Annotated in this window: 9 protein-coding genes; 5 read left to right on the top strand and 4 right to left on the bottom strand. The window is 55.0% G+C overall.

Annotated features, from left to right (window positions below; genetic code table 11):
* Nucleotides 1-537 precede the first annotated feature (537 nt).
* From AABZ39_07785 to AABZ39_07770, 4 genes are all read left to right on the top strand, one after another.
* On the top strand, nucleotides 538-1,749 hold the full coding sequence (locus tag AABZ39_07785) for a BamA/TamA family outer membrane protein (protein MEK6794660.1): 1,212 nt from the start codon (nucleotides 538-540) through the stop codon (nucleotides 1,747-1,749).
* A gap of 14 nt (nucleotides 1,750-1,763) precedes the next feature.
* The gene (locus AABZ39_07780; protein ID MEK6794659.1) at nucleotides 1,764-2,561 is read left to right on the top strand and encodes an amidohydrolase family protein; all 798 of its coding nucleotides are present in this window, start codon (nucleotides 1,764-1,766) and stop codon (nucleotides 2,559-2,561) included.
* A 57-nt stretch (nucleotides 2,562-2,618) separates the two neighbouring features.
* Nucleotides 2,619-3,629 (top strand): endolytic transglycosylase MltG, encoded by a 1,011-nt coding sequence (mltG, locus tag AABZ39_07775; GenBank protein ID MEK6794658.1) that lies wholly within the window; start codon nucleotides 2,619-2,621, stop codon nucleotides 3,627-3,629.
* A 93-nt stretch (nucleotides 3,630-3,722) separates the two neighbouring features.
* Nucleotides 3,723-4,988: a pitrilysin family protein gene (locus AABZ39_07770; protein MEK6794657.1), complete on the top strand. Its 1,266-nt coding sequence runs from the start codon at nucleotides 3,723-3,725 to the stop codon at nucleotides 4,986-4,988.
* A 2-nt stretch (nucleotides 4,989-4,990) separates the two neighbouring features.
* On the opposite strand, the gene AABZ39_07765 is transcribed toward AABZ39_07770, so the two are convergent.
* The 4 genes from AABZ39_07765 to AABZ39_07750 all read right to left on the bottom strand — a co-directional run bounded on the left by AABZ39_07765 (nucleotide 4,991) and on the right by AABZ39_07750 (nucleotide 8,338).
* Complete coding sequence (locus AABZ39_07765; GenBank protein ID MEK6794656.1) at nucleotides 4,991-6,169, bottom strand: hypothetical protein; 1,179 nt, start codon at nucleotides 6,167-6,169, stop codon at nucleotides 4,991-4,993.
* 62 nt (nucleotides 6,170-6,231) lie between these two features.
* Nucleotides 6,232-6,849 carry a DUF4389 domain-containing protein gene (locus AABZ39_07760; protein MEK6794655.1) on the bottom strand — a complete coding sequence of 206 codons (618 nt, stop codon included), beginning with the start codon at nucleotides 6,847-6,849 and terminating at the stop codon, nucleotides 6,232-6,234.
* A gap of 219 nt (nucleotides 6,850-7,068) precedes the next feature.
* Nucleotides 7,069-7,938 (bottom strand): tRNA pseudouridine(55) synthase TruB, encoded by an 870-nt coding sequence (truB, locus tag AABZ39_07755; GenBank protein MEK6794654.1) that lies wholly within the window; start codon nucleotides 7,936-7,938, stop codon nucleotides 7,069-7,071.
* Nucleotides 7,939-7,984: 46 nt separating this feature from the next.
* Nucleotides 7,985-8,338: a cupin domain-containing protein gene (locus AABZ39_07750; protein MEK6794653.1), complete on the bottom strand. Its 354-nt coding sequence runs from the start codon at nucleotides 8,336-8,338 to the stop codon at nucleotides 7,985-7,987.
* Between the two features lie 296 nt (nucleotides 8,339-8,634).
* Here AABZ39_07750 and AABZ39_07745 point away from each other — a divergent pair, with 296 nt between their 5' ends.
* Nucleotides 8,635-9,222 (top strand): ankyrin repeat domain-containing protein, encoded by a 588-nt coding sequence (locus tag AABZ39_07745; protein ID MEK6794652.1) that lies wholly within the window; start codon nucleotides 8,635-8,637, stop codon nucleotides 9,220-9,222.
* The last annotated feature ends 50 nt before the right edge of the window (nucleotides 9,223-9,272 follow it).

Raw genomic sequence — 9,272 nt, 5'->3', positions numbered from 1 at the left:
TAATAAAGCGTTGTGCAGAAGAAAATGTATTTGCCTCTCCCCTCTCTCACAGGGAAGTGAGAGAGGGGAGAACATGCCGGAATGCAGAAATGTATCAGGCTGAATTTTAAAATTTACTGTGTTCAATATTACATGTGCAGGCACAAGGGGTATATCGTCAACGCAAGCGTAGCGGCTAAGCCCATCCATGGGCGCCGCCAGCTGCGGCCTCCATGGCGCAATCCGGAAAAATCCGCGCTCTATAAGATCATGGAAGCGCACGGTTCGACAGCCTCACCGACCGTTACGACGCATTCCGTGAAGAATATAATGTCGTCTACGGCGAGCAGTATGGATTCTTCCGCCCACATTTATTTGAGCGCAGTAACGATCAAATAAATGTAAATAAGAACCGGAGGCAACAGAGATCCATGCGCGATGGGGGTGGTGCAGGGTACGGCTCACAAATGACGAGGAGGGGCGGGAAGACGCGGTTGTAATTGACAGGAATTTGGCGGGTGGTATACTGAGCCATATCTGAGGTGGCGATGGCGGCACATGAAAACTACTATCCCTTTTGTACTGCTGACATGCGCTATGCTCGCGGCCGAGACGAATTCGAATGCTGCTGCGACCAACGATTCCATCAAATGGAAACTGCTGCCGGCGATAAGCTATAATGCGGATGCCGGCGTTGAACTCGGGGCCATGTTCCAGCTCGTCGGGGTTTCCGGTGGGAAAAAGGATTATTCCTGGAAATTCCAGCCGGAATTCATTTTCACCACCGGCGGCGAGATACGCCCGCGCATTTTCTTCGACTTCCCCTCGCTCATGCTCCTCGACAGGACGATGCGCATAACGACGCTCATCGACTATCGGCTCATCATGTTCGAAACGTTCGACGGCTTCGGCGGTACGGATGATGAGCTCGGGTATGCGGCATCCAATGAGAATAATTACTATTATCGCTATCGAAGGAATGCGGTGCGCATCAATGCGCTGGCCGCTGTGCCGGTACTCGGCGGGAAGAAAGCGGGGCACGGCTGGGAGCTCTCGGGCATTCTCGGGGTGTACGCCGAGTATTATTACTTCACCAATTCCATTTCCATCAGCGGCGTCATGTATCCTTCACGGCTCATGGATGAGCGGCCCTACGGCATTGCCGGCGGCCTTGTGACAGCGTTTGTCGGCGGGGTGAGTTTCGATGATCGCGATTTCGAGCCGAATCCGCATTCCGGATGTTTCACCGAGCTTAAAGTGGAAATAGCGAGCCGCTACATCGGCAGTGCGTACGATTATGTGCGATTGACCTTCATGCAGAAGGCGTTCTTCACGTTCATCCCCGGGTATACGAACCTTGTCTTCGCCGAGCGTTTCATCTACGATGAGCTCTTCGGCGCTGTGCCGTTCTTCAAGACCGAGTATATCAATCTCACACCGGCGGCACGCGGCCCCGGCGGTAAGGATACGCTCCGCGGTGTGCCGATCTATCGCTATCGCGGTGAGACACAGGCTGTCGTTAATGTAGAGCTTCGCTGGCGTTTCTTCGACTGGGAACTCTTCGAAGATCAGTGGCATATGGAGCTTGTGGCGTTCGCCGATCTTGGTATGATAGCGCGAGAGCCGTCGCAATTTTCCTGGCAGCGCCTCATCGTTTCCGGCGGCCCCGGTTTTCGGCTCGCCTGGTCGGAAGATTTCATCGTCATGCTCGATGTCGGTTTCTGGCGGCAGGATGTGAAAGTATATCTCGATATCGATCAGATGTTCTAGTGTAAGGAGCGGCTATGATAATAGATACCCACACCCATGCGTTCCCGGACAAGATCGCCGCGAAGGCGATCGCGGGGCTTGAGGCGGGGAGCGGCGAGAAAGCGCTCCTTGACGGCACCGTGAGCGATCTCTTACGAAGCATGGATAGGAGCGGCGTCGATACGAGTTTTGTGCTCAATATCGCTACCAAGCCGGAACAGTTCGTGCCGATGCTCGCTTGGTCGAAGGCTGTTCGCAGCGAACGCATCGTCCCGTTCCTGTCGATACATCCCGACGATCCATGCGCGGTAGAGCGGCTTTCGATCATGAGGGATGAAGGTTTCATCGGTATCAAACTTCATCCGTACTATCAGGGCTTCGTGCTCAATGAACCGAAGATGATGCCGATATACGAGGCGCTCTCATCGCTCGGGCTCATCCTGATATGCCATACCGGTTTCGATATCGCGTATCCGCGGAACAGGATATGCGACCCGGAGAAGATAGCCGATGTCATCACCCGTTTCCCGAAGCTGAAATTCGTCGCGACGCATTTCGGGGCGTGGCTGGATTATGACGAGGTGAAGAAGCATCTCATCGGGAAGGATGTTTACATCGAGATATCGTTCTCGCTCAAGTATATGAGCGTGGAGACTGCCCGCGAGCTTTTTGACGGGCACAGCCACGACCGTATCATGTTCGGCACCGATTCGCCGTGGGACGATCAGGCGAAGGCGATACGCTCACTCGATACGTTCGGTTTCGATGCGGAGCGGAAGGCGAAGCTTCTCGGCGGGAACGCCGCGGGGCTTATCGGGGCGGTACGCACATAGGCGCCCCGCCGCGTAAAAGCATTGCATTTTTCGCCGATGCAAATACAATACCCCGCCATGAAGAACAAAAAACTGCTTGTCTTTCTCGTCATCATGGGCATTGCTGCCGCGGCCGTCGTCTTCCTGACGCGCCCGCTCGGCTCTTCCGATGATGTCGTCTTTTTCGAGGTGCGCCAGGGCGATTCGCTTCGGCGTGTCGCCGCGCATCTTGCCGAAACGAACCTGATTGCATCCGACCAGCTTTTCGTACGCGCCGCTCAGATCACCGGGAAGTCAGGAATGAAGGCGGGCGGCTATTCGCTCGATCGCGGGATGAACATGTTCACGATAATGGACACGCTCCATGAGGGGCGTGTGGTGCTCGAGAAATTCGCCGTGCCCGAAGGCAGGAACATGTTCGAGATAGCGAAGATACTCGCCGACAAGGGGCTTGTCGATGAGCCCTCATTCCTTGCCGCCTGCCGCGACAAGGAGCTTCTGCGCGCACATGAGATACCCGGCGACAGTTTCGAGGGATATCTCTTCCCCTCCACCTACTATATCGCCCGCGGGCATGATGCCGGGGAATTCGTTTCGCTCATGGCCGATAAATTCTTCAAGACGTTCTCCCGCGATGTGCTTGCGGCACGTGCGAAAGAGCGCGGCTGTACCATGCACGAGCTTGTCACCATGGCATCCATTGTCGAGAAAGAGGCGGGTGCCCCCGACGAGCGGCCGCTCATCGCCGCTGTCTATTACAATCGCCTTAACAATGCCGATGTGCGCGGGCGTCTCCAAAGCTGCCCAACGGTGATATATGCCATGACGCTGACGCGCGGCGGGGCGATCGAACGGCCGAACATACGCGAGAACGATCTCAAGACGAAGCATCCGTACAATACCTATCTGCGCAAGGGCTTCCCCCCCGGACCGATAGCGAATCCGTCGAAGGCATCGCTCGAGGCGGCAATGAAGCCTGCTGATGTTGACTATCTCTATTTCTGTGCGAACAACAAGGGACGTAACATCTTTTCCTCTGATTACCGCACGCACGAATCCTATGTGCGGCGATACCAGGGCGGGAAATAGCGTCCTTCCCGAAGCCCCCTCCGCATAAGGTTTATCCCCCTAGAAACCGATAATTGTTACGAACGCCCCCAATCATGACGAAGAGGTGCCTGCTTGTTCCGTAAGATCGTACTTCCCAATGGCGTGCGCGTCGTCAGCGAACGGATGGACGCGCTCGATACCGTGTCCCTCGGCTTCTGGTTCGATGTGGGGAGCGCGAATGAACCCAAGGACGTCAACGGATACACCCATTTCATAGAGCATATGCTCTTTAAAGGCACGAAAAAATATTCCGCGTACGATATCGTGAAGGTCATCGAGGGGGTGGGCGGGAATTTCAATGCGTTCACGTCGCGGCAGTTCACCGCGTTCTATGTGAGCATACCGTCGGCGCACCTGGACCGCGCGCTCGATATACTCATCGATATCATGGAGTCATCGACGTTCGATGCCGCGGAAATAGAGAAGGAAAAGAAGGTCATCATCGAAGAGATACGCATGGCGGACGATTCCCCCGAGGAGATCGTGAGCCAGCAGTTCTTCACGCGTTTCTATGCGGGGAGCGCCATGGCGTATCCCATCGCCGGGAGCATCCCGAACGTCCGCCGCATCACGCGTTCGCGGCTCATGGATTATTTCAAGACGATGTTCCGCGCGAAGAGCCTTGTGGTATCGGTCGCGGGCAGGTTCGACCAGCGTTATCTCCTGAAGCGCCTTTCAGCGATGCGCATAACACCCGGGAAAGAGGAGGGCGGCACAGCGCTTCCCCCGCCGCGGTATGATGTGCGCGTTACGGTGAAAAAGGACCTCCGGCAGGTGTATTTCTGTCTCGTGCATGAAGCCTATTCGGCGGGCGATGAGCGCAATTATCCGCTCACGGTCATCGGCAATATACTCGGCGGCGGTTCATCGTCGCGGCTCTTTCAGTCGCTGCGCGAACGCAATGCGCTCTGCTATAACATCTATACCTACAGTTCATCCTACCGTCAGACGGGCACGTTCGAGGTGCACGCGGCCACGGGGATAACGACGTATACGAAGGCGCTTTCGCTCATCCGCGATGAGATGGAGCGTGTGCGCGCGAAGGATATCAGCGAGGCGGAAGTGGCCGAGGCGAAAGAGATGTACAAGGGTGCGCTCGCTTTCAACAAGATGAGCGCTGATTTCATCATGAACAAGAACGCCCGGCACGAATATTATTACGGCAGGCATTTCACGTTCGCCGATATGTATAAAAAGATATCACTGGTCGATATGAAGCGTGTGAACGACGTCATCGACGGCGTGTTCGGTGACGGGCGATATTTCCTTTCGGCGGTGGGTCCCGCCGGGACGGATGCGGCATCAAAGAGCGCGGGAAAACAGTTCTCCGGCCGCTGATATCAGTCGTACTTCATTTTGAACAGATCGTTCGCCGTGACGATATCCTTATGTTTTGCGAGGAATTTCTGGATGTTCGCGAGCACGTCGCGCGATTCGGCGCGGTAATTGAGTATCTTCTGCGATGCGATGTTCATAGCGTTGCCCATTATCATCTTGATGCGTTCCTCTGAATTGTAGAGCTTCAATATCTTCACTTTCTGTTCTTCGCCTGCAGTATGGAATTTCTTTGACACCTCGTATATCTGCGTGACGAGCACGTACATGAACGTCATGATGAACACGATCGAGGCGTAATAGATCGATTTTACGCGACCGAGCTCGTCAGTGATGAATTTGAGGAGCGGGACGGAGAGCTGGAGATTCCTGAGGTGCACGGCATCGCCGCCGTTCGCGGCCAGGTACATGCCGAAGTAACGGTTTATCTCCGCGGGGTCGTCCCCCCATTTCTGCGCCACAAGCGTGAGGAATTCCTTGAGGAGGGTTATGTATTTTCTGTTGACATCGCCGATGAGTACGGCTAATACCCGCGGCTGCACTTTTCCCTTGGTTATCCTGTCCTTGATGACCATGGTGAGATAGTCGCGGTTGATGTGTTTGCCGTCGTTGATGGCCGCCATGGACGCCACCGGGCATACGTTCTCCTCGAAGAGCTTCATGATATGCCTGGGGTCGCTCCCGTCGGCGGAAGCGGCATGGGCCGCCGCCGGTGCCGCTGCGACGACATCGCCTATCATGCTCACTTTTATGAGCGAATAGTACAGGTTCACCTCGCGCGGCGAAAGGCCTATCGATTCATTGTTGAGCTCGTCAAGTAAGCCTTTTTCGGTGGCGACATCGACCGCAGCGAAATCCAAGCCGTCGAGCTTTTTCCGGAACACATCGCGGTTGATGAGGATCTTCTCTTCAGGGAGATATTTCGCGAGCTCGTCCTCGGGTATGACAGGATCGTACCCGCGCGTGATGAGGAGCGGCATGTCGATATCGCGTGCGTCCGCGCCGTCGCGCTTGCGATCGGTGTTCTTCTCATCCCAGGCTTCGGCGATCGTGCTGCCGTCCGCGGTCGGATTATCCGATACCGTCGCGAGGAGCCGCTGTATGAAATCCGAGGGCACGATGCGATCGGAAAAGAAGCTGTCGACGATATGCGCGCTGAGCTTTGAGAGCCGTTGGGGGTCCATGAAGCGTTATTCTCCTCGAGTGACACTAGAGAGCATTATCGTACGATATCCCGTCCGCGATATTACTTATCGTCTTCAAGCCGGAAGGGCGGGTATGCATCGGTCATGAGCGCAGCATACGCGATGACGCGGAACACCCAGCGGTTGAGGCCGATGACGAGGCGGAATATCTCCTTCGGATATTTTCCGGTGAAAAGGAGCGCGAACGCCGCGCAGATGGAGAGCACGGGGATAAGCCCCAGACCATTGCCCATGCCGGCGGTGAATATCGCCACGATGACGGCGTGGGGGATAACGAGCAGCCACCACTTGACGAACAGGAGTCCGCGTGAAAGCCGCGCGGGATATTGTATCGTGAGGTCGGCGGGGTATTTCTTGTCGGGATCGAGCGAAAAGGGAGGATACTTATCGGTGCCGAACGCATGCAGACCGTAAAAGCCCACGCGCCACGACCAGCGGAGAACACCGATGTTGAATTCAAAAAGTGCCTTCGGGTATTTTGCCGTGAAGAGGATGGCGAAGGCGGCGATAATGGTCGCGCCGACGAAGCCGATCCACAGGAAAGGAAGGATGATGAGATGCGGTATCGCAAGGAAGATCTTGATGAGCCACCAACCATTCCCCGGCGGAACGGTCAGTTCACCTGTCAGCATGACCGGATACTTGCCCTTTGTACTCATGGGAACACTCCATCTGATTATTTTTCGGGTACTGCACAACCTGATATGCCGTAAGTATACCGTATATATACGACTGCGTCAAATCACTGTGTCGAGACTGCTGCGAAAACAGAGAACAGCGGGTTGCAACTCGCTGTTCTCATCGATTCAGATGAAATTTTGATGCTCATTATCCTTCGTTATGGGCGAGTAGAATTTTCGCAACAGTCTCTGTGCCGATCATCGAAGCTGGCCCGCTTTTACGTCATTGTTGACGAATTCGTACCGCGCATTGCCTTTCGAAACGTCGGTGATGGCAAGCAGTACACTGTCGCCATCCGTGAAATAATGGCGTCCGTCGGGAACGTCGGGCAGGCTGCGATTGCCGTTGTGGAGACGCTCTGAAAGCGCGCTCGATGCAAGGGTGAGCGGTATATCGGGGAAGATATCGTGATAGCCGAGAACGGCTTCCGAGGATACCGCCGCCGGGGCGATGGCATTGCCGACAGCAAGCGGACCGATATGGGTACGGCGAAGCACCTCGGTGTAGGCGCCGCTCCCGAGCGCGGTCCCGATGTCGCGAATTATCGTGCGGACGTAGGTGCCCCGGGATACGGACATGCGTACCGCGAAACGCGGGTAGTCGAACCCGGTAAGTTCGATCGTATGGACGGTAGCATCGCGTACGGCAAGGTCGAAATCGTCCCCTCCGCGTGCCAGGTCATAGGCGCGATGTCCTTTGACCTTCAGCGCCGAGTAGCGCGGGGGCAGCTGCCGTATCGCTCCGGTGAAGCGGTCACGGATGAGCGTTCGTATCGCATCAGGCGATGCCGTTATTGCAGGGAATGTTTCGGTGACGCTGCCGGTGGCGTCGTCGGTGTCGCGCAGTTCGCCGAGAACGCCGACGGCCGTGTAGGTCTTCGGCATGTCGTCAAAGTGCGGTATGAGCCGCGTGTAGGCGCCGAGTGCCACGATAAGGAGCCCCGTTGCGAAGGGATCGAGCGTACCGGCATGCCCCGCCTTTTTCTGATCGAGGCGCTTTCGTACGGCATACACCGCCGCGAACGAGGACATGTCTGCCGGTTTATCGATGAGTAAAAATCCATTCATGGTGTATGCTGCGTCCGCGGGCGGTCTATTTTGAAAGCGAATGATATCAGTAGATGGCTTTATCGACGATGACTTTATCGTTCGGATCATACGGTGCCTTGATGAAAACGACAAGCGCATTCCGGCTGCCGTGATTTATTATCGTGTGCCGCTCTTTCGCTGAGAGCTTTATCGCATCGCCTTCTTTCATCTCGACGGGGCTGCCGTTCACCATGAGCACGACTTTCTCCCCGGAGAGAAGATGGAACGTTTCCTCGACCTCTTCGTGATAATGCTCTTCGAGGCGTTGCTCGGGTTTGAGGAGGATCTTTCCCCATTCGTAGTGGTCGCCGCGGAAGAAATATTTCACGCCGTTGTCGCCGTTGCGATATGCGAGCTCGAACTCATTGATCTTTTGCATGCGAGCCTCCGTTCGGGTATTATATATGCTTGGCGGTATGATGCAATCGTGATGTGCTAGTCCGCCTGTGGGGAATTTACCCCTTCTAAGAAGGGAAAGGGGAGCGGATTCGGTATAGATTCATATTTGGTCATCGAGCGGCTTGTGCTGAGCGAAGCCGAAGCAAGTCGAGACGACCGAAATCGAGATCAGGATAAGATACAGTATAGAAGCGGGGATGTCGTTTTCAATTAACGCGCTCTTGCCGGAGTGTTCGTTTCTGGTATAATCCGCATAAATACTTATAAGGGCATTCCATGAAGCGATTTATTTGTCTCGTCGCCGTTGCATCCTGTCTTCTTGCGCAGGGTGTATCAAAAAACGTTTCGCCGAATTCTGCGCTAATCGAAGCGGCAGCGAAGGGCGATATTGTCGCGATCGATGCCGCGCTGGCGCAAAACGCTGATATCAATACTCGGGATAACCAAGGCAAGACACCGCTCATGCTTGCGGCATACAATGGGCATGAAAAGGCAGTGAAGCATCTTCTTGATAAGAAAGCCGATAAGGATTTGCTTGACCCGAAAGGATGGAGCGCGCTCGCCTGTGGAGTGTCACAGCAGAAATGGGATGCGGTGATGATCCTTCTCGAAAGAGGTGTGAGCGTGAATACTAAGGATGCCGATAAAGGCAATACACCGCTCATGTGGGCGGCATACCATGGAAATATAAAGGTTACGAAAAATATTGTCGGTATGAAAGCGAACGTTAATGAGGTTGATAATGCCGGTTGGACGGCGCTTATGGGTGCGATATACAAAGCAAGGGTCGATGTAGCGCTGTTCCTTATCGAATTGACGGGAACGGATGTTGCGGTGAAGGCTAAGGATGGGGCGACGGCTTGAAAACTCCCACCCCCGCGAAAATCAAGGGGAATTCACCGATAGAATAATTC

The organism is Spirochaetota bacterium (assembly GCA_038043445.1).
Taxonomy (GTDB): Bacteria; Spirochaetota; Brachyspiria; order Brachyspirales; family JACRPF01; genus JBBTBY01.
This window is presented reverse-complemented; position numbering and strand designations above follow the sequence as displayed.